Raw genomic sequence first — 20,856 nt, 5'->3', positions numbered from 1 at the left:
TTTATAAGTTGTATTGCGATAAAGTATATCTTTGTATGCAATAAACTAATCGTCTGACTATAGTTACTTTTTCGTCTAACTATAGTCAGACGAAAGAATAACTATAGTCAGATGCAAGTTACACTATAGTCAGACGAATAAATATATGCTAGCCAAGAACTAATGATTGGTATAAGAGAGATTAAATATCAGGCAAGAAAATGATAAATGATAATCAATAAAATATAGCTGCTTATGAGTGCGTATTATGATTTGTATGAGACACCGGACGTTCAGAATACCGGCGAGAAGCAACCCCTTCATGCGCGGATAGTTCCGAGCGGGACTTATTCCCAAAAAGAGTTTATAGAACGTGTGTCACGTTATCAACATTTTCCCCAGAATATGGTTGACGGGGTGTTGGGGGCTGTAATAGATGAACTTGGTAGTCTCTTGGCGCGTGGCTATATTGTGGAGCTTGGAGAGCTGGGACATCTTAGTGTCTCTTTGAAATGCACTCAGAAGGTAATGACTAAAAAAGAAATCCGTTCCGAATCTATCTGTTTTGACAATGTACACCTGCGTACCTCCAAAAATTTTAAATTGAAGGTAAGACGGGAAATGAGACTTGAACGTGTGCCCAAATCGGGACGGACTGTCAGTAAAACGGAGATACCTATCGAGCAACGTCTTCAAATGTTACAGGAGTTTCTGAAGAAGAATGGAGGAATCACCCGCATAGAATACAGCAGACTGACAGGAGTAGCCCGGCTGAAAGCTGTTGATGATTTGAATACTTTTATTCAGGAGGGAAAACTGCGTAAGAGAGGGGCGGGAAGGAATGTGTTTTATGTATGGAAACAGGAAGAATAATATTATAATAAGTAATTGTCCTTCTTTTTGCTAACAATTTTGTACCTTTGTTTGTATATAGAGAAAATAGTAAGATTATGGCAAGAATAACTATTCCTTATGCAGTAGCGGATTTCATAGATTTGCGTGAACGTGGTTTTTATTATGTTGATAAGACTGATTATATTCCTAAATTAGAGGATTATAATGCTCCTGTATTTCTCCGTCCCCGTCGTTTTGGAAAAAGTTTGTTGGTTTCTACATTAGCTTGCTATTATGACCGTACAAAAGCGCATCGGTTTGAAGAACTGTTTGGGGGAACCTGGATAGGTAACCATCCGACAAAAGAGCATAACAGTTATATGATTATTCGCTACGATTTTTCGAAAATGGTAATGGCGGATACTATTGAAGGGTTGGCTCAAAACTTTAATGATTTGAACTGTGGCTCGGTAGATGTGATGGTAGAGCATAACAGAGATTTGTTCGGTGATTTTCAGTTTACTACTCGGGGAGACGCTTCCAAAATGTTGGAAGAAGTTCTTAATTATGCCCGTTCTCATGAATTTCCAAAAGTTTATCTATTGATTGATGAATATGATAACTTCACTAATCAGTTGCTTACAGCATACAACGATCCGCTTTATGAGGAAGTGACGACGAATGACAGTTTTTTGCGTACTTTCTTTAAAGTGATAAAAGCCGGAATAGGTGAGGGGAGTATCCGTACCTGTTTCTGTACAGGTGTATTACCTGCTACGATGGATGATTTGACCAGTGGATATAACATAGCAGAGATATTGACTCTTGAACCTAATTTTCTGAATATGCTCGGGTTTACATACGAAGAGACAGAGACATACTTGCGTTATGTACTTGACAAATACTCCACAGGACAGGAACGTTTCGATGAAATCTGGCAGCTAATTGTGAGCAACTACGATGGTTATCGTTTCCGTCCCAATGGTGATCGGTTGTTCAATGCTACTATCCTGACTTATTTCTTCAAGAAGTTTGCGGCCAATGCTGGTAGTATTCCCGACGAACTGGTGGATGAAAATCTACGTACCGATATTAATTGGATTCGTCGGCTTACCCTTTCACTGGATAACGCGAAAGCGATGTTGGATGCATTGATTATTGATGATGAGTTGCCTTATAATGTAGCCGACCTTTCAAAGAAACTTGATAAACAGAACGTTTTTGATATAAGATTTTATCCTATTATTTTATTCTTTTATGGAGTGATAACTTTAAAAGATAAATATTATATGGCTTTTCCTGATAAAATAATGCGTAATATTCTATTGGCATAGTTGTGTATATCTCCATTTTGGCATTGAAAGAGATTAAAATCGAATAGGGTGTGTTATTGATTCTTTTTGATCGTTCACGATAACACATATTAAGCCTGATAATTTGCACCTTCTCTTTCATACATCTATATTTGTCCTCGCTATTCTATATTATCAATAGAGGGAGAATGTATCAAAAGAGAAACATAAAGGTATATATAGCGTGGGTGTTGTTGATGACATTCATTCCTTTCTTTGTGGTGAAAACCTTTCACTATCATGGAAGTGAAGATGAGACATCATGTTCCCATGCAAAACATTCCCATAATCCTTCTGATGATTGTGCGATATGTAAATACTCCCTTTCTCTTTTTACGGAACCTCAACCGGTAGAATTTCATTGTACATTGACGCTCGTCCCATACGAGCCGGTTATTTATCAGGATAAGGTTGTTTGCAAACGAACTTATTCGCATCATTTACGCGGACCTCCCGTTGCTTGATTACATAATCATATTTTCAAAGGAGATAGATTGACCTTCAATCTGTCCTCCTATTCATTTTGCACATTATATAAAAGATTGTAATTGATGCGTATCGGAATTATTTCGGGCGTAATAGGGGTATTTATAACCTTATCCGTCCATGCACAGAAATCCGATTCAATCAAGAGTATGCTTTTGCCTGATGTTGTGGTGACCGAAACGTACCAGCAGCGTCAAGTGAAAAAGTCTGCCCTTACGGTTGATATAGCAGATCAGGATTTTCTGCGCAAACATTTTACAGGAAACTTCATGCAAGCGATGGAGAACATTCCCGGAGTGCAGGCAATGGATATCGGTTCGGGATTTTCCAAACCGATGATTCGCGGAATGGGATTCAACCGGATTGCTGTATTGGAAAACGGAATCAAGCAGGAAGGACAACAATGGGGAGCCGATCACGGTTTAGAATTGGATGCCTTCAATATAGGAGCGGTCAATGTTTTGAAAGGCCCCTCCTCATTGCTTTATGGCAGTGATGCGATGGGAGGAGTGATAGATGTCGTTCCACCGGCCGTGCCTGTGGATAATCGGGTGTTTGGAGATGTCACACTGCTTGGTAAATCAGTCAATGGAACCGTCGGAGGATCACTGATGCTGGGAATCAGGAAAAATGCATGGTACTCTCACATTCGTTATTCGGAACAGCACTTCGGCGACTATCATATTCCTACGGATTCTATTGTCTACCTGACACAGAGAATCCCCATCTATGGGCGTAAACTGAAGAATACAGCAGGCATTGAACGCAATATCGGACTCTTTACCCAATATCAGCGAAGGGCATATAGAGCGAATTTCTCCGTGAGTAATGTCTATCAAAAGACAGGTTTCTTCCCCGGAGCGCATGGCATACCCGATGCGTCCCGTGTGGAAGATGATGGAGACAGCCGTAATATCGAATTGCCTTATAGCAAAGTGAATCACCTGAAGGTGACCATCCATCAGCAATATGCGTGGGAGAAACTGATCTTGTCAGGTGATTTGGGTTTCCAGAACAATCACCGTGAAGAATGGAGTGCTTTCCATACTCACTATGGCTCGCAACCCGCACCAGAGAAAGACCCCGACAAAGAACTCGCATTTAATCTGAACACCTTCAGTGCTTCAGTGAAAGCTCGTTTTATCGGATCTTCTTCATGGGAACATACATTGGGGTGGGATGGACAGCATCAACGGAATGACATTGCCGGCTATTCGTTTTTATTGCCCGAATATCACCGTTCCACCACCGGAATGCTCTGGCTTACAACGTACAGACCTAACAATGTGCTCTCCGTCAGCGGAGGAGCTCGGTATGACTACGGATACATAAATATTTCTTCGCATGAAGATGTTTACCTTGCCGATTATCTTCAAAAACAGGGATATACCCAGGAACAGATAGACCTTTATAAGTGGAACAGTCACCAGGTGAAAAAACACTATGGTGATTATTCTCTTTCTCTGGGATTGGTATGGACTCCCTCCGACAAGCATCTGGTAAAGGTGAATATCGGGCGTAGTTTCCGCCTGCCCGGTGCGAATGAGTTGGCTGCCAACGGAGTACATCACGGCACTTTCCGCCATGAACAGGGAGATGCCAATTTAAAATCGGAACAGGGCTGGCAACTGGACGCTTCTTATCATCTGAAGTACCGGAGAATTTCTTTCTCCGTCTCTCCATTTGTCAGTTGGTTCAGCAATTACATCTTTCTGCGTCCTACCGGAGAGTGGTCTGTATTGCCTCATGCCGGACAAATCTATCGCTATACCGGAGCGGAAGCACTGTTCGCAGGAACTGAAGCTACCGTAGATGTTGATTTTCTGCGTAACTTCAATTATCGGATTTCCGCTGAATACGTTTACACCTATAATTGTGATGAACATATTCCATTGAGTTTCTCGCCGCCACCTGTTATGCGCAATACATTAACCTGGCAAAAGAACCGGTATATGTTGTATGCAGAATGGCAGAGCATTGCTCGGCAAAATAGAGTGGACCGTAACGAAGACCGTACAGCCGGAGCAAATCTCTTCCATTTGGGCGGATCTTTAAACATTCCGATAGGTGGAAATAATGAAATTGAAATTACCCTGACCGCCCGGAATATATTCAATACCCGATATTACAATCATCTTAGTTTTTACAGGAAAGTTGAGATTCCCGAACCGGGACGTAACTTCCAGATATTAATCAAAGTTCCATTTAAAAAATTACTGAAATGAAAAATAAATTTTATCTCCCAATGGTTAGCCTTTTGGCAACAGTTACTTTCATGTTTTCCTCTTGTGATAATGATGACTCCAGCGATACGATCAAACCTTTGATTGAACTTCATGAACCGGAAGAAGGTCAGGCATTGGAGATCGGAAACGAACATGGAGTTCATTTTGAAATGGATTTGTCGGATGATGTTATGCTGAAATCCTATAAGATCGAAATTCATAGCAATTTCGACCATCATTCACACGGCGGTAATAGTAGGGCTGTGCAGGAAACAGTAGATTTTAGTTTTAACAGATCGTATGATGTGTCAGGACAGAAAACAGCACATATTCATCATCACGATATTGTAATACCAGCCAATGCGACTGCAGGGGATTATCATTTGATGGTTTATTGCACAGATGCCGCAGGCAACGAATCTTATATCGCGCGCAATATTAAATTGAGCAATGAGGTGGAAGATGAAGACCACCATCATAATGAATAGACAACTATATAAAGGAACTGGAATATCTGTTGGCTACAGGACGATAGATAGGCTGTTTTTTGTATAAAGAGTATTTTTTCTTTCGAAAGGTGTAATAGATATTACACCTTTTTTGTTTCCAATCCTTTACTTTTGTGAAAAATTCTATTTCGTATGATGAAGTTTCCAATAATAAATCGATTCTTTCCTTCTTTTAAATGGAAAGTAGCGGCTGTCATCATTGGCGGTGTTATTGTGGGTGGAGGGGCATTGTTTATGTACATGCTCCGGGCGCATACCTATCTTGGAGATGACCCGGCTGCATGTGTGAATTGTCACATTATGACTCCTTACTATGCAACTTGGTTTCATAGCTCACATGCCCGGAATGCCACCTGCAATGATTGTCATGTGCCGCATGAAAATGCTGTGAAAAAATGGACCTTTAAAGGGGTGGACGGTATGAAACACGTGGCTGCATTTCTTACCAAAAGCGAGCCGCAGGTGATTCAGGCTCATGAAGCCAGTTCCGAAGTGATAATGAATAATTGTATTCGCTGTCATACACAACTCAATACGGAATTTGTGAAGACGGGGAAGATTGATTATATGATGTCACAAGTAGGAGAGGGCAAGGCTTGCTGGGATTGCCATCGTGATGTTCCTCATGGTGGAAAAAACTCTTTGTCCGGCACTCCGGAGGCTATTGTTCCTCTTCCGGAATCGCCCGTTCCCGAATGGCTCCGGAAGATGGTGAATCAGAAAGATAAATAGGAAATGAAATACGTAATAAAATAATAAAACCGATATACAATGGAAAAGAAATTAAAATCATGGCAAGGATGGCTGTTGTTCGGAGGTTCAATGGTCGTTGTATTTGTTTTGGGATTATGCGTTTCTGCGTTGATGGAACGGAGGGCGGAAGTTGCCAGCATTTTCAACAACCGTAAAAACGTCATCAAGGGGATTGAAGCACGAAATGAACTATTCAAGGATGATTTCCCCCGTGAATATCAAACTTGGACGGAAACTGCAAAGACTGACTTTGAAAGCGAATTTAATGGGAATATTGCTGTAGATGCTTTGGAAAAACGTCCTGAAATGGTGATTCTATGGGCAGGTTACGCTTTCTCTAAAGATTATTCTACTCCACGGGGGCACATGCATGCTATTGAGGATATCACGGCATCATTACGTACCGGTGCACCTGTGAACCCGACGGATGGTCCTCAACCGTCTACTTGCTGGACTTGTAAAAGTCCGGATGTTCCCCGGATGATGGAAGCATTGGGTGTCGATTCTTTCTACAATAATAAATGGGGAGCTCTGGGGGCCGAAATCGTAAATCCGATTGGCTGCTCTGATTGCCACGACCCGGAAACAATGAATCTTCATATCAGCCGTCCGGCTTTGATTGAAGCTTTCCAACGCCAGGGTAAAGACATCACCAAAGCTACTCCGCAAGAAATGCGTTCATTGGTCTGTGCGCAATGTCACGTTGAATATTTCTTCAAAGGTGATGGCAAATACCTGACTTTCCCTTGGGATAAAGGTTTCACGGTAGAAGATATGGAGGCTTATTATGATGAGGCCGGGTTCTATGATTATATCCATAAATTGAGTCGTACTCCGATTCTGAAAGCACAGCATCCTGATTATGAGATTGCTCAAATGGGTATTCATGGGCAAAGAGGTGTCTCTTGTGCCGATTGTCACATGCCGTATAAGAGTGAAGGCGGTGTGAAATTCAGCGATCACCATATTCAGAGTCCGTTGGCTATGATTGATCGTACCTGCCAGGTTTGCCATCGTGAGAGCGAAGAGACTTTGCGCAATAACGTTTACGAACGCCAACGCAAAGCGAACGAAATTCGTAACCGCTTGGAACAGGAATTGGCGAAAGCGCATATCGAAGCTAAATTTGCCTGGGATAATGGAGCGACAGAAGCTCAAATGAAAGATGTTCTCGCATTGATTCGTCAGGCACAATGGCGTTGGGATTTCGGAGTGGCTTCACACGGCGGCTCTTTCCATGCACCGCAGGAAATTCAGAGAATCCTTTCTCACGGACTCGACCGTGCTATGCAAGCCCGTCTTGCCGTATCCAAAGTATTGGCGAAGAACGGATACACTGGTGATGTTCCGATGCCGGACATCTCGACGAAGGCAAAGGCACAGGAATATATCGGCTTGGATATGGACGCTGAAAGAGCTGCGAAAGAGAAATTCTTGAAAACAACGGTTCCCGCCTGGTTGGAGAAAGCGAAAGAAAATGGACGTTTGGCGCAGATATAAAACAAATATAAGCATAGATATATATGTGGAGCAAACCGTGGAGTTATAAAGAAGGGTTGGCGATTGGCGCAGGATTACTGATAATAGGCATATTGCTGCAAATGACAGTGGGTGCTATTAACTGGGATTTGTTTGCCTGTCCGGTCAACGTGATTGTGCTGCTGGTTTATATCGTTGCCTTGATAGCCATGCACCTTCTTCGTAAACGTGTGTATTTATTCAGTTGGTTAAGCCATTATTCCGCTGCCGTCTCCGCTTTGTTGTGGGTGGTCGGCATGACGGTAGTTATGGGACTTATCCGGCAAGCTCCTTCCGGTCATGCTCCAAATGCTTCAACGGATTTGCTGGGATTCTCACAGATGATTGCATCCTGGCCTTTCGTTCTGCTTTACTTTTGGATGGTCACTGCATTGGGACTGACGATACTTCGTGCCAGCTTTCCTTTTAAGTGGAGACGACTTTCGTTCCTTCTCAATCATATCGGATTATTCGTCGCGTTGATAGCGGCCACTTTAGGAAACGCCGATATGCAACGGTTGAAAATGACAACCCGCATGGGCAATGCCGAATGGCGGGCTACTGACGATAAAGGTCAACTGATTGAACTTCCATTGGCTATCGAACTCAAGGATTTTACTATCGACGAATATCCTCCAAAACTGATGCTGATTGACAACGAAACCGGGCGTACGCTTCCCGAAAAATCTCCTGTACATGTATTGCTGGAAGAGGGAGTGACAAAGGGAACATTACAGGACTGGCAATTGACAATCGAACAATCTATCCCGATGGCAGCTTCTGTGGCTACTGAAGATACTGTGAAGTTTACAAAATTCTATTCGATGGGAGCAACTTATGCTGTTTACCTGAAAGCTGTCAATCAGAAGAATCAAACAACAAAAGAAGGTTGGGTAAGCTGTGGCAGTTTTCTCTTTCCTTATAAGGCAATCCGACTGGATTCTTTAACCAGTCTTGTGATGCCGGAACGGGAACCGCAGCGGTTTGCGTCGGAAGTGAAAATCTATACACAAGAAGGAACGATAACGGAAGGTACCATTGAAGTGAACCGTCCGATGGAGATAGAAGGATGGAAAATCTATCAACTTAGCTATGACGAGACAAAAGGACGATGGAGCGATGTCAGTGTCTTCGAACTGGTTCGCGATCCGTGGCTACCGTTCGTTTACGCAGGAATTATAATGATGATGGCAGGAGCTGTCTGCTTGTTCGTCAGTGCACAAAAGAGAAAAGAGGAGGACAAAGCATGAATTGGGAGTACTTTATATTATTTGCAATAGCTGCACTGGTTTGTTGGGCTTTAGGAGCTTTTGCTGCCTGGAAAGGGACAAAACCGGGATGGGCTTATGGATTTACTTTCTTAGGGTTGGCTATTTTTTTCAGCTTCATTATCGGAATGTGGATTTCATTGGAACGTCCTCCGATGCGAACTATGGGAGAGACCCGGCTGTGGTATTCTTTCTTCCTTCCGTTGGCGGGATTGATAACCTACGTACGTTGGAAGTATAAATGGATTCTTAGTTTCAGTTGCATCCTTTCGTTCGTCTTTATCTGTATCAATATCTTCAAACCGGAGATTCACAATAAAACGTTGATGCCTGCTTTGCAAAGTCCGTGGTTTGCTCCTCATGTCATTGTGTATATGTTTGCTTACGCTATGTTGGGAGCGGCGACGGTGATGGCTGTTTATCTGCTTTGGTTCAAGAAGAAAAAGATTGAACGGAAAGAAATGGATTTGTGCGATAACCTCACTTATGTAGGTCTGGCATTTATGACATTAGGTATGCTTACAGGAGCTATCTGGGCGAAAGAAGCTTGGGGACACTACTGGGCTTGGGACCCGAAAGAAACATGGGCGGCAGCGACTTGGTTTGCTTATCTGGCATATATTCATTTCAGATTGGGAAAGCCATTAAAGGCACGTCCGGCATTGCTTATTTTGTTAGTATCTTTTGTCTTATTACAAATGTGTTGGTATGGAATCAATTATCTTCCGTCCGCACAAGGAGTCAGTGTACATACGTATAATTTAAATTGAAATATCAAATCATTTAAACTGCACTATCAATGAAAACATTTTATTGGTCATTCTTGCTTATGCTATTGCCAAGCATGGCATACACACAAAACACGGAGAAAGAGAATGAATTTACGATGTCTATGCAAATCAGACCTCGTGCAGAGTATCGGAACGGTGCCTTGACTCCACGGGATGAAGGGGTGGCTCCTACGTCCTTCATCAATAACCGTGCGCGGTTATCGATGGATTATAAACGTTCGGATCTGGAACTGAAGATGTCGGCACAGCATGTAGGTGTTTGGGGACAGGATCCGCAGATTGAAAAGAACGGGCGTTTTATGCTGAATGAGGCTTGGGCAAAGATGAACTTTGGCGAAGGATTCTTTGCCCAACTGGGACGTCAGTCGTTGATTTATGATGATGAACGTATTTTGGGAGGATTGGACTGGAATGTAGCGGGTCGTTACCACGATGCGTTGAAGCTAGGATATGCCAACAAAAATAATGAAGTGCATTTGATTCTTGCTTTTAATCAAAATAATGACAGTAGAACAAGCGGAGGCACTTACTATGATTCTTCTACGGGACAGCCTTATAAGAATATGCAAACCGTTTGGTATCACTATAAGGCGGACAATGTTCCGTTCGGGGCTTCTTTATTGTTTATGAACTTGGGATTGGAAACGGGCGATAAAGCTACGGATGATTCTCACACCCGTTACTTACAAACAATGGGAACCTACCTCACTTATAAGAACAGTAACTGGAATCTGGATGGTGCTTTCTACTATCAGATGGGTAAGAATAAAGCAGCTGATAAAGTTTCAGCTTTGATGGGAAGCATACAGGCTGCTTATACGTTTGACCATACATGGGGAGCTGTGGCTAGCTTTGATTATCTAAGTGGTGATAAGGGAAATGGCGGTAAGTACAAAGCTTTCGATCCTCTTTATGGAACTCATCATAAATTTTATGGAGCAATGGATTATTTTTATGCTTCTACCTTTGCGAACGGTTATGCCCCTGGATTGATGGATGCCCGTATCGGAGGCCGTTTCCGTGCTTCTGACAAAGTGGATATGGAACTTAATTATCACTACTTTAGCACAGCCGTAAAGGTTCAGGACTTGAAGAAATATTTAGGTTCGGAAGTCGATTATCAGATAAACTGGTCGATCATGAAAGATGTGAAACTCTCTGCCGGATATTCTTTTATGCGTGGCACGAAGACGATGGACGCTGTGAAAACCGGCAATCATAAAAGCTGGCAGGATTGGGGTTGGCTATCGTTGAATATTAATCCGAAGATATTGTTTGTGAAGTGGTAAATCCAAGGGAATAGATAGAATTTAAATAAAGAGAGAGTTTTTGAAAGTTTTTGAATTTATAAAATCATCCTTACTACAGTATATCTGAAGTGAGGATGATTTTTTGTTTTAACCACTTCTTGATAGTACACTCTTATTGTTACGTCTGTTGTTACGGATATTTTTCTAAATACGTCGTTACAGATACTTTTCCAAAGTTGTTTTATCTAAAATCTCGATTCGTTTTCCTTCCATGATGACGAGTCCTTCTTTCATCATCTTATTGATTTCTTTAGATAGAGCAGGGCGTGACACATTTAAATATTCGGCGAGCTGGGATTGGGTGTGCATGATATCTACTACTAACGCATCTTTTTTCTTATGTTCGTATAGATAGACAATGAACCTTTCCCGTACGGTTTTACGTGAAAGAGGTTTCAGACGGGATACGGTACAGATGTTACAATTACCTGCGATACAAAGAAAATTATGAAGAACTTGTGGGTCCTGACTAATTACTTTGAAGGTTGAATCTTTGGTTGCCATAAGTATCACACTGTCCTCAAGAGCAGTGAAAGTAGCCGGCAAAGTATTGTTCGAATTAAAAAGATGAGGAGTGGCGAAGGTACGTGGAGCGATAATGTATTCAATCATCACCTCATTACCTAATCCGTCAATAATATCTGTACGTAGTTTTCCTTCCAAAAGTACAAATAACTTGTTGCAGGGTGTTCCTTGTGTAACGACTATCTCTTTTTTATTAGCCGCATAGATTACAAAATCCAGCTTTTCCAATAAGGACTCTTTGATGTTTAAAGGTAAATCCCTGAATAAGGGGATTTGAAACAGCTTTTCTTTATGTGAGTCGGTCAGTTGTATTTTTTTCATTGTATCATGTTGTCTGTATCACGGGCAAAGATATAAATTATATATTAGTGAAAGAAACTTTCAGAACTATTTGTAGAATAACTATATACAAGAAAGTTGTTAAAACGAATGTAAAATATAGAATCTGTAATTATGGTATCTTTCTCTGTAATTTATCTACATGCAGGATACCTTTATTTGTCTATTTTTGCAACATGAATCATTGATAAAAAGAATTCTGAAAATAAAAAGTAATAAAAGAAAGTTATGGCTAAAAAAGTTTTGATAATTTCGTCTAGTCCACGTAAAGGTGGTAATTCGGATTTGCTTTGTGATGAATTTATGAAAGGTGCTATCGAGGCGGGCAATGAAGTAGAGAAGATTTTTCTGAAAGACAAAACGGTTCATCCTTGTACGGGATGCAGTGTTTGCAGTATGTACGGTAAACCCTGTCCACAGAAAGATGATGCAGCGGAAATCGTGGAGAAGATGATTGCTGCCGATGTGATTGTAATGGCAACCCCGGTTTATTTCTATACTATGTCCGGGCAGATGAAGATTATGATTGACCGTTGTTGCGCACGTTATACGGAAATAACTAATAAGGAATTTTATTTCATTATTGCGGCAGCAGAAAACGATAAAGCAATGATGGAGCGTACTATCGACGGCTTCCGTGGCTTCCTCGATTGCTTGGAAGGACCACAGGAAAAAGGGACGGTCTATGGAATCGGTGCATGGAAAGTAGGAGAGATTAAAGATACTCCCTACATGCAGGAAGCATATAATATGGGAAAGATGGTGTAACTGTTTGTTTTCCATATTAAAGATATTCATAAAGAATATGATAAAATGGATTGTTCGAATATTTAAAATATAGTTTCGAACTTAACTTTTAAAACCTGACGGGAAATCTGGAAAAGACGGTTATGTTTTCCAGATTTTCCCCTTTTTACGATTACTTAATTGACTGGATTGCTTGTTCTGCCACAGAATTATTATAATTTTGTGGCAGAACTTTTTATTTTGTATAATTCGTTTGATAACTAACTAAGTATCATGGGCTATAAAATAACGACTCTTGTGGAGAATTGTGTCTATGGACGTAAATTGCAGGCAGAACATGGTCTTTCTCTATATATCGAGACTCAAGAACATAGATTACTTTTCGATACGGGAGCATCTGACTTGTTTATCCGTAATGCCCGCTTGTTGCATATTGACTTGCAAAAAGTCGATTATTTGATATTATCTCATGGTCATAGCGATCATACGGGCGGACTACGTTATTTTTTGGAATTGAATACGCGGGCAACCGTTGTCTGTAAGCGTGAGGTTTTTTCTCCTAAATTCAAGGATGAACGTGAGAACGGGATGATGCATACACAAAACCTCGATCGTTCCCGTTTCCGCTTTATTACAGAGCAGACCGAGCTGCTTCCCGGAGTTTTCCTTTTTCCCTCTATTGATATTATAAATCAGGAAGATACCCATTTTGAACGTTTTTGGGTTCAGCAAGAAGATGGATGCAAAATACCGGATACTTTTCAGGATGAATTGGCGGTGGTATTGGTGGAACCGGAAGGATTTTCTGTATTAAGTGCCTGTTCTCATCGGGGAATAACCAATATTTTGCGTACGGTTCAGGCTGCCTTTCCCGAATCTCCTTGTAAGTTACTTCTGGGAGGTTTTCATATCCATAATGCGGAAAAACAAAAATATCAGGTCATTGCAGATTATTTACAGGAATATCTTCCCCGACAGATTGGCGTTTGTCATTGTACGGGAGTGGATAAATATGCCTTCTTTTACAAAGACTTTGGTGACAGCACATTTTATAATTACACGGGAAAACTAATTCAAACCGATTTATCGGAATAAATTTATAATAATTTGATATGAAGAAACTAATAACTTCTTTAGCGCTGGTACTATCAGCATTATCCAGCTATGCAATTACTCCTTTGTGGATGCGTGATGCACGTATTTCACCGGATGGATCAGAAATTGTTTTTTGTTACAAGGGTGACATTTATAAAGTCCCTGCACAAGGAGGAACAGCTGTTCAACTCACCACACAAACCTCTTATGAAGCCAATCCGGTTTGGTCGCCCGATGGCAAGCAAATTGCGTTTGCCAGTGACCGGAATGGAAATTTTGACTTATTCATTATGCCTGCTGACGGAGGTGCCGCCCGGCGGTTGACCTACCATTCTGCATCAGAAATACCGTCAACTTTTACTCCGGATGGAAAGTATGTCTTTTTCTCTGCCTCTATACAGGATCCGGCAAGCAGTGCCCTGTTTCCTACAGGAGCAATGACGGAATTATATAAAGTTCCTGTTGCCGGCGGACGTACCGAGCAAGTGCTGGGCACTCCTGCCGAACTGGTCTGTTTTGATAAAACAGGGAAGAATTTTCTTTATCAGGATCGTAAAGGTTTTGAGGATGAATGGAGAAAGCATCATACTTCTTCCATTACGAGAGATATTTGGTTATATAATACCCAAACGGGAAAACATACGAACCTGACAAACCGGGGAGGAGAGGACCGTAATCCTGTGTATGCACCTGATGGTAATGCTATCTATTTTTTAAGTGAGCGTGATGGAGGTTCCTTCAATGTGTATACTTTCTCTTTGAATACTCCACAGGAAGTGAAAGCTATGACTACTTTCAAAACTCACCCGGTACGTTTTTTGTCTGTCAGCGATAAAGGTACCTTATGTTATACCTATGATGGTGAGTTATACACACAGAAGTCTGGTGCACGTCCGGAAAAAGTAAAAGTAGAACTGGTCCGTGATGATGGGCAGCAGCTTGCTACACTTAAATTCTCACAGGGAGCAACTTCCGCTTCTGTATCTCCGGACGGTAAGCAAATTGCTTTTATTGTACGTGGTGATGTGTTTGTGACTTCAACTGATTATGCTACCACCAAGCAAATCACAAATACTCCGGCAAAAGAAGCTGCCGTTTCTTTTGCTCCGGACAATCGGACACTGGTTTATGCCAGTGAGCGAACCGGTAACTGGCAACTTTATACCGCTAAAATAAGTCGTAAGGAAGACCCGAATTTCCCTAATGCTACTCTTATTGAAGAGGAAGTATTATTACCGTCCAAAACGGTAGAACGTGCTTATCCGCAATATTCACCGGACGGTAAAGAATTGGCTTTTATCGAAGACCGTAATCGTTTGATGGTACTCAATTTGAAAACAAAAAAGGTACGTCAGGTAACGGATGGTTCTACATGGTATAACACCGGAGGTGGATTCGATTACGAATGGTCGCCTGATGGTAAATGGTTCACTCTCGAATTTATAGGCAACCGCCACGATCCTTATTCGGATGTAGGCATTGTCAGCGCACAGGGAGGGGCAACTACTAATCTGACAAATAGTGGATATATCAGTGGTGCTCCGCGTTGGGTACTCGATGGGAATGCTATTCTTTTCCAAACCGAACGCTATGGTATGCGTGCGCATGCTTCCTGGGGATCGCAGCAAGATGTGATGTTGGTGTTTCTCAATCAGGATGCTTATGATCGTTACCGTTTGAGTAAGGAAGATTTCGAATTACTCAAAGAATTTGAAAAGGAACAGAAGAAGGCAAAGGAGAAAGACGATGAGAAGACGAAAGACGCAAAGAAGTCTAAGGCGGAAAAAGCAGATAAAGGAAATGCTGACAAAGACAAGATCGACAAGGATAAGGCAGACCAAAAAGAGATACTTGTCGAGCTGAACGGCATTGAAGACCGTATCGTGCGTCTGACTCCCAATTCATCCGACTTGGGTAGTGCCATACTTTCAAAAGACGGGGAAGATCTTTACTATTTCTCTGCGTTCGAAGGTGGATATGACCTTTGGAAAATGAATCTCCGTGAAAAAGATACGAAGCGTCTGCACAAACTCAATACCGGTTGGGCATCGTTGATGCTGGACAAAAAAGGAGATATCTTTTTGTTGGGAAGCCGGATTATGCAAAAGATGGATGCCAAGTCGGATGCGTTGAAGTCCATCAGCTATCAGGCTGAAATGAAAATGGACTTGGCTGCCGAACGTGAAACGATGTTTGACCATGTGTACAAACAGCATCAAAAACGCTTCTACAATGTCAATATGCACGGGGTTGACTGGGATGCTATGACTAATGCTTATCATAAGTTCCTGCCTCATATTGATAACAATTATGACTTTGCAGAATTATTGAGTGAGTGGTTGGGTGAGCTGAATGTTTCACATACCGGAGGACGTTATTCTCCCAAAGGAAAAGGAGATGTCACTTCTAATCTCGGACTCTTGTTCGACTGGAATTATCAGGGAAAAGGAGTGCAGATTGCCGAAGTAATAGAAAAAGGTCCGTTCGATCATTCACGTACCAAAGTAAAGGCTGGTTGCATCATTGAAAAGATTAATGGAGAAGAGATAACTCTCGATAATGACATAACTTGTTTGCTGAATAATAAAGCAGGGAAGAAAACATTGATTTCAATCTACAATCCACAAAGTAAAGAGCGTTGGGAAGAAGTGGTGATGCCGGTCACCAACGGGCAACTGAATGGATTGTTATACAAACGTTGGGTAAAACAACGTGCGGCAGATGTTGAAAAATGGTCGAAAGGACGTTTGGGATATGTTCATATTCAGTCGATGGGAGATGACAGCTTCCGTACTGTATACTCGGACATTCTTGGAAAATATAACAACTGCGAAGGCATTGTGATTGATACCCGTTTCAACGGTGGTGGCCGTCTGCATGAAGATATTGAAATACTGTTCAGTGGTCAGAAGTATTTTACACAAGTGGTACGCGGACGTGAAGCCTGTGATATGCCGAGTCGTCGTTGGAACAAACCTTCCATTATGCTGCAATGTGAAGCTAACTACTCGAATGCACACGGAACTCCGTGGGTATATAAACATCAAAAGATTGGCAAACTTGTCGGTATGCCTGTTCCAGGTACTATGACAAGTGTGTCTTGGGAAACTTTACAAGATCCTTCACTGGTTTTTGGTATTCCTATCGTCGGTTATCGTTTGCCTGACGGCAGTTATTTGGAAAATACCCAATTGGAACCGGATGTAAAGGTTGCCAATAATCCGGAAACAGTAGTCAAAGGAGAGGATACCCAACTAAAGATGGCTGTGGATGAACTTCTGAAAGAGATAGATAGTCAGAAGAAGTAAATACGAGTATAATTATATCTAAAATAAAGAGTCGCTTCTTTGTTAGAATCTGATTGATTCTTTCAAAGAAGCGACTTTCTTTTATAGTGATTTTCTTATATTGACCTTTTTATATGACTTCTTTTATAAGGCGTTTATTTTAAATAGATATAGGGCTTACTTCCAGACCGGCAGTAATCTATGGAGGTTTTTTCTAGTCATTATCTTCTGATTCAGGAAGCTGACGATATACCCCGTTATACAAGCGGCAATGAGTGATCCTTCGCGTACTCCCTGAATACCTTGAGTTAGCAGGAGCGAGAGAATCACGGCTAATGTAACCAAAGTAATATCAAAATAAACTTTGAACTTTCCAAATTCCTTGTTATAATGGCGGGATGCATATTTCACAAATGCTTCTGCGCTCATCATGGCTACTCTTGGTTTCAGTTCAAGCACTACTCCGATAGACTGTACCATGCATCCTGTAAGTAATAAAGCAATCGACATACCATAATTAGCGGGATGCAGTTCGCTTGTCAGCATCATATTGAAATCAATGAATGCCGAAAAGATAAAAGAGAACGGTAGTTGAAGAAGAATTTCAATAAGATCCTGTCGGGTTCTATTCTTTCGGATTAACCAGAACTGTCCCAGGATAAGCACCATGTTGATGATAAATGTGCAAGTACCCAACGATAAAGGACTATTCAGGCTTAATACATAATTGATGCTCGATATGGGAGTAGTTCCCAATGCCGAGCGTATAATCAACACGATACCTGCCGCTAAAAAATAGAGTCCGATAACAAACACTAAATACCTCTTAAAAATCTCTTTCATTTCCATGTCTTTTTAACCTCTTTCTATTGATTCCCTTCTCATGTATTGAAAAGGATATGCAAAGGTCCTGTTTTTTACTCTGAAATAGATTATCTAATTCCATACAGTTTTTGTCATATCCGAAACAAATCGTATTTTTACGTCATAAAATAAAGGTGTAAATGGTAAAATCTCGTATATTTGATAATACACAGTTGTTGAAGGAGCATCCTGAACTTCCTCATTATAAAGAGGAGGTAGTCTGTTTCCGGAGTGAATATAAAGATAGAAGTTATCCGGCAAATGAATGTTATTTCAATCGGGAGCTTTATATGATATTCGTTCTTGAAGGTCGTTCGGAAATTCTACTGAATGGAGAGTTTATTGCGATAGAACCGAATATGTTACTTATTCATGGAGCAAATTATCTCACGGAACATCTTTATTCAAGTCGGGATATTAAATTTATCACTCTCGCCCTTTCCGAATCTATGCGGACAGACGATTCATATCTGACACAAATCACGGCAATCCTGCTGGCAACTATGAGGCGGAATAAGCAATATACGATTCAGTTGACAGAGTATGAAGCTCAAATCATCCATAAGGAGCTGGAAGTATTGATGCATCTGATGAATATTGAACATCATTTCCTTTTCCGGCGTATACAGGCAGCGTGCAATTCTCTGTTTTTGGATATAGCAGATTTTCTTTCCCGAAAGACCGTTATCAAAAAAGAGATCAGTCGTAAAGACCACGTTCTGCAAGAATTTCATGCACTCGTTACCCGTAATTTCAGGGAAGAACATTTCGTGAGCTTTTATGCGGATAAACTGGCTATTAGTGAACAGTACCTGGCACGCATTGTACGCCTTGGAACAGGTAAGACTATCAATAGCCTTATTAATGAATTGTTAGTAATGGAAGCGCGTACTTTATTGAGTTCTACCAAATTTACGGTTGGCGAGATTGCTGCTAAACTGGGGTTTAGTGATGCAGCCGGTTTTTGTAAGTTCTTTAAAAGAAATGCGGGACAGACTCCGTTGAATTATCGGAAAGGATTATTGATTTGAACGGAAAGGATTGCTGAACTGAATGGGGAATTACTGAACTGAATAGGGAATATAATGAATTTAAATAATAAGTTGGCTGATTTGAATGAAAATGGAAGTAGGTTGATGCAACTGTCCTTAAAGACTGTATACATCAACCTACCTGAATATATAGTGAATGGGTTTGATTTTAACCGATCAGTGTTGTGATATCTTCTACAATCTGTTCATCCGTCAGATGATTGGCACGGAGAAATTCCTGTATATCATATCGGTCAACAAATTCTTTTTTAGCTCCAAAGTTCAGAACTTTCATGTTTGTAGCACCATAATAACGGGCAATCTTTTCACCGAAACCGCCATCCAATACACCGTCTTCCAACGTAATCACTAATTCGTGATCTGCTTTCAGTTCATCCATCAGTTCGTTGTCTACACCGGTGATGTAACGTGGATTGATGAGTGTTGCATCAATATTGGCTTTTTCTTTCAGAAGTGATGCAACCGACTGTCCCAATCCATAGAACGAACCTAAAGCAAGAATGGCTACTTTCGATCCACGATGCGTCACTTTATAGCGATTGAGAACACTATAATCAGTCTCCACCGGTTCCCCACAAGTAATTACATCTGTTGCCGGCACACGGATAGCAACCGGGTGTTCATTTTGGCGGATACTCCATTCTAGCATAGCAAGATATTCCTCTTTGCAAGTCGGTGCCAGATAAACCATATTAGGAATATTGCTGATGAGCGGAATATCGAAGAAGCAGAGGTGAGTTACATCATTCATTCCGGACAGTGTTCCCCAGAATACCAACAAAACAGCCGGGTTATTATTGATACAGAGGTCTTGCGAAAGTTGATCGTATGAACGTTGGATAAATGTACTATACACTCCGTAAACAGGTTTTCCGCCATTGGCTGCGATACCCGAAGCAAGAGCTACTGCGTGTTCTTCTGCAATACCGACATCTACAAACTGTTTGCCAGCTTCCTTGCGGCGGTCCGGAGTGAATCCGAGAACGGCAGGAGTACCCGAAGTGATTGTCACCACACGAGAATCTTCTTTCATCTTTTTCAGCAGATATTGAGCGGTTACTTCGCTGTAATCTTCTTCCTCATAACTGACTTTTGCTTCTCCGGTTTCCGGATTGAATGGAGTGCGCCAGTGATAAGTCTCTTTATCCTGTTCGGCACGTTCATAACCTTTACCTTTCAAAGTGTTGATGTGTACTACTATCGGATGCTGAATATCTTTCACTTTGGAGAATGCTTCAATCAACGCCTGTACATCGTTACCGTCATTTACATATATATAGTCCAGTCCCATCGCCTTGAAGAAGTTACATTCGCACTGACCGTTACTGTCACGCAATTCTTTCAGGTTCTTATATAGTCCACCGTGATTTTCGGCAATAGACATCTGATTGTCATTGACAATAATAATCATGTTTGTACCAAGCTCCGCCATATAGTCCAATCCTTCAAATGCTTCGCCGCCACTTAAGGAACCGTCGCCTATCACAGCTATGATATTCTCATTGCCACCGATCAGGTCGCGTCCTTTTGCCAATCCGCTAGCCAGGCTGACGGAAGTGGAAGTATGACCGATAACAAAAAAATCATGCTTACTTTCTTGTGGTTCGGAATAACCGGATACGTTGTCATACTCTGCCGGATAGAGAAAAGCATCTTTCCGTCCGGTCAGCATCTTATGTACATAACTCTGATGCGATACATCAAAAACAATCTTGTCTTCTGGTGAGTTGAATACATAATGTAAAGCGATAGTCGCTTCCACCATTCCGAAATTAGGGCCGAAATGCCCGCCGTGTTCACTCAACTTTTGCAGGAGTGATGCACGGATTTCATTACTTAAATCATTGAGTTCTTTAAACGATAACTTCTTTACGTCTGCAGGAGAGTAAATATTTTCTAAATACATATCAATTTGTTTTTTA

At 41.3% G+C, this 20,856-nt stretch carries 16 protein-coding genes and 1 pseudogene; 14 read left to right on the top strand and 3 right to left on the bottom strand.

Annotation, left to right across the window (positions count from 1 at the left end):
• Positions 1-234: 234 nt before the first annotated feature.
• From INE92_RS09965 to INE92_RS09920, 10 genes and pseudogenes are all read left to right on the top strand, one after another.
• Positions 235-852 carry an HU family DNA-binding protein gene (locus INE92_RS09965; RefSeq protein WP_004313318.1) on the top strand — a complete coding sequence of 206 codons (618 nt, stop codon included), beginning with the start codon at positions 235-237 and terminating at the stop codon, positions 850-852.
• 77 nt (positions 853-929) lie between these two features.
• A pseudogene (locus INE92_RS09960) lies at positions 930-2,141 on the top strand (ATP-binding protein); the annotation flags it as partial.
• Between the two features lie 173 nt (positions 2,142-2,314).
• Positions 2,315-2,629, top strand: coding sequence for a hypothetical protein (locus INE92_RS09955; protein ID WP_032842109.1), 315 nt, complete (start codon positions 2,315-2,317; stop codon positions 2,627-2,629).
• An 87-nt stretch (positions 2,630-2,716) separates the two neighbouring features.
• Positions 2,717-4,876: a TonB-dependent receptor gene (locus INE92_RS09950; protein WP_195435974.1), complete on the top strand. Its 2,160-nt coding sequence runs from the start codon at positions 2,717-2,719 to the stop codon at positions 4,874-4,876.
• Complete coding sequence (locus INE92_RS09945) at positions 4,873-5,364, top strand: DUF4625 domain-containing protein (RefSeq protein WP_004313310.1); 492 nt, start codon at positions 4,873-4,875, stop codon at positions 5,362-5,364. The genes INE92_RS09950 and INE92_RS09945 overlap by 4 nt, the downstream gene beginning before the upstream one ends.
• A gap of 153 nt (positions 5,365-5,517) precedes the next feature.
• Positions 5,518-6,117, top strand: coding sequence for a cytochrome c nitrite reductase small subunit (nrfH, locus tag INE92_RS09940; protein ID WP_008643494.1), 600 nt, complete (start codon positions 5,518-5,520; stop codon positions 6,115-6,117).
• 39 nt (positions 6,118-6,156) lie between these two features.
• On the top strand, positions 6,157-7,638 hold the full coding sequence (nrfA, locus tag INE92_RS09935) for an ammonia-forming cytochrome c nitrite reductase (RefSeq protein ID WP_008643492.1): 1,482 nt from the start codon (positions 6,157-6,159) through the stop codon (positions 7,636-7,638).
• Between the two features lie 23 nt (positions 7,639-7,661).
• The gene (locus INE92_RS09930) at positions 7,662-8,906 is read left to right on the top strand and encodes a cytochrome c biogenesis protein ResB (RefSeq protein ID WP_195435972.1); all 1,245 of its coding nucleotides are present in this window, start codon (positions 7,662-7,664) and stop codon (positions 8,904-8,906) included.
• Positions 8,903-9,694, top strand: coding sequence for a cytochrome c biogenesis protein (locus tag INE92_RS09925; RefSeq protein ID WP_195435970.1), 792 nt, complete (start codon positions 8,903-8,905; stop codon positions 9,692-9,694). Before INE92_RS09930 ends, INE92_RS09925 begins: the two co-directional genes overlap by 4 nt.
• 29 nt (positions 9,695-9,723) lie before the next feature.
• Positions 9,724-11,004, top strand: coding sequence for an alginate export family protein (locus INE92_RS09920; RefSeq protein WP_195435962.1), 1,281 nt, complete (start codon positions 9,724-9,726; stop codon positions 11,002-11,004).
• 177 nt (positions 11,005-11,181) lie between these two features.
• On the opposite strand, the gene INE92_RS09915 is transcribed toward INE92_RS09920, so the two are convergent.
• Positions 11,182-11,871: a Crp/Fnr family transcriptional regulator gene (locus INE92_RS09915; RefSeq protein WP_074708081.1), complete on the bottom strand. Its 690-nt coding sequence runs from the start codon at positions 11,869-11,871 to the stop codon at positions 11,182-11,184.
• Positions 11,872-12,117: 246 nt separating this feature from the next.
• Here INE92_RS09915 and INE92_RS09910 point away from each other — a divergent pair, with 246 nt between their 5' ends.
• From INE92_RS09910 to INE92_RS09900, 3 genes are all read left to right on the top strand, one after another.
• Positions 12,118-12,657, top strand: coding sequence for a flavodoxin family protein (locus INE92_RS09910; protein ID WP_004317688.1), 540 nt, complete (start codon positions 12,118-12,120; stop codon positions 12,655-12,657).
• Positions 12,658-12,909: 252 nt separating this feature from the next.
• Complete coding sequence (locus tag INE92_RS09905; protein ID WP_212702018.1) at positions 12,910-13,731, top strand: MBL fold metallo-hydrolase; 822 nt, start codon at positions 12,910-12,912, stop codon at positions 13,729-13,731.
• Positions 13,732-13,748: 17 nt separating this feature from the next.
• Positions 13,749-17,039, top strand: coding sequence for a S41 family peptidase (locus INE92_RS09900; RefSeq protein WP_195435958.1), 3,291 nt, complete (start codon positions 13,749-13,751; stop codon positions 17,037-17,039).
• A gap of 156 nt (positions 17,040-17,195) precedes the next feature.
• Here INE92_RS09900 and INE92_RS09895 read toward each other — a convergent pair whose 3' ends face one another.
• A complete protein-coding gene (locus tag INE92_RS09895) occupies positions 17,196-17,867 on the bottom strand; it encodes a YczE/YyaS/YitT family protein (RefSeq protein WP_195435956.1) in 672 nt (223 codons plus the stop codon).
• A 155-nt stretch (positions 17,868-18,022) separates the two neighbouring features.
• On the opposite strand from INE92_RS09895, the gene INE92_RS09890 reads away from it, so the two are divergent.
• Positions 18,023-18,913 carry a helix-turn-helix domain-containing protein gene (locus INE92_RS09890; RefSeq protein ID WP_004304051.1) on the top strand — a complete coding sequence of 297 codons (891 nt, stop codon included), beginning with the start codon at positions 18,023-18,025 and terminating at the stop codon, positions 18,911-18,913.
• 169 nt (positions 18,914-19,082) lie between these two features.
• On the opposite strand, the gene INE92_RS09885 is transcribed toward INE92_RS09890, so the two are convergent.
• Positions 19,083-20,840, bottom strand: a complete 1,758-nt coding sequence (locus INE92_RS09885) for a 1-deoxy-D-xylulose-5-phosphate synthase (protein ID WP_195435955.1) — start codon at positions 20,838-20,840, stop codon at positions 19,083-19,085.
• Between the last annotated feature and the right edge of the window lie 16 nt (positions 20,841-20,856).

The sequence above is a fragment of the Bacteroides xylanisolvens genome (assembly GCF_018289135.1).
In the GTDB taxonomy this organism is placed as follows: domain Bacteria; phylum Bacteroidota; class Bacteroidia; order Bacteroidales; family Bacteroidaceae; genus Bacteroides; species Bacteroides xylanisolvens.
Note: the sequence above shows the minus strand (reverse complement) of the source record. Positions and strands in the feature narration are given on the sequence as shown.